This is a genomic window from Rhodobium orientis (assembly GCF_003258835.1).
Lineage (GTDB): Bacteria > Pseudomonadota > Alphaproteobacteria > Rhizobiales > Rhodobiaceae > Rhodobium > Rhodobium orientis.
Genome location: NZ_NPEV01000156.1, coordinates 1 through 277, shown reverse-complemented (window position 1 = coordinate 277; position 277 = coordinate 1). Strand labels below are relative to the sequence as shown.

Sequence of the window (277 nt, the reverse complement as noted above, 5' to 3'; positions counted from 1 at the left end):
CTCTCAGTGAAGGACCGATCACACGATTGTTGGCGATCTATCAAAGCGATATGCCTGAAGCGGTTGGCCCAGTCCGCAGCGCCCGGGAGTATTTCATTGATTTGGCTCTCGGTTTTGACAGCATCCTTGTGCATCACGGCTGGAGTCCGGGGGCAAAAGACCGCCTGTTGAACGGCGACGCCGATCATATCAATGGAATGGATCACGACGGGACCCTGTTTTGGAGAGCCGATTTTCGGGAAGCGCCGCATAATTCGTACACATCATACAAAAACGT

Annotated in this window: 1 protein-coding gene; it reads left to right on the top strand. The window is 53.1% G+C overall.

Going from position 1 to position 277, the window contains the following annotated elements; all coding sequences use genetic code 11:
* Window positions 1-26 precede the first annotated feature (26 nt).
* Window positions 27-277, top strand: a 251-nt coding sequence (locus tag CH339_RS25630; protein ID WP_245408198.1) for a DUF3048 N-terminal domain-containing protein, incomplete at its 3' end; no start/stop codon positions are given.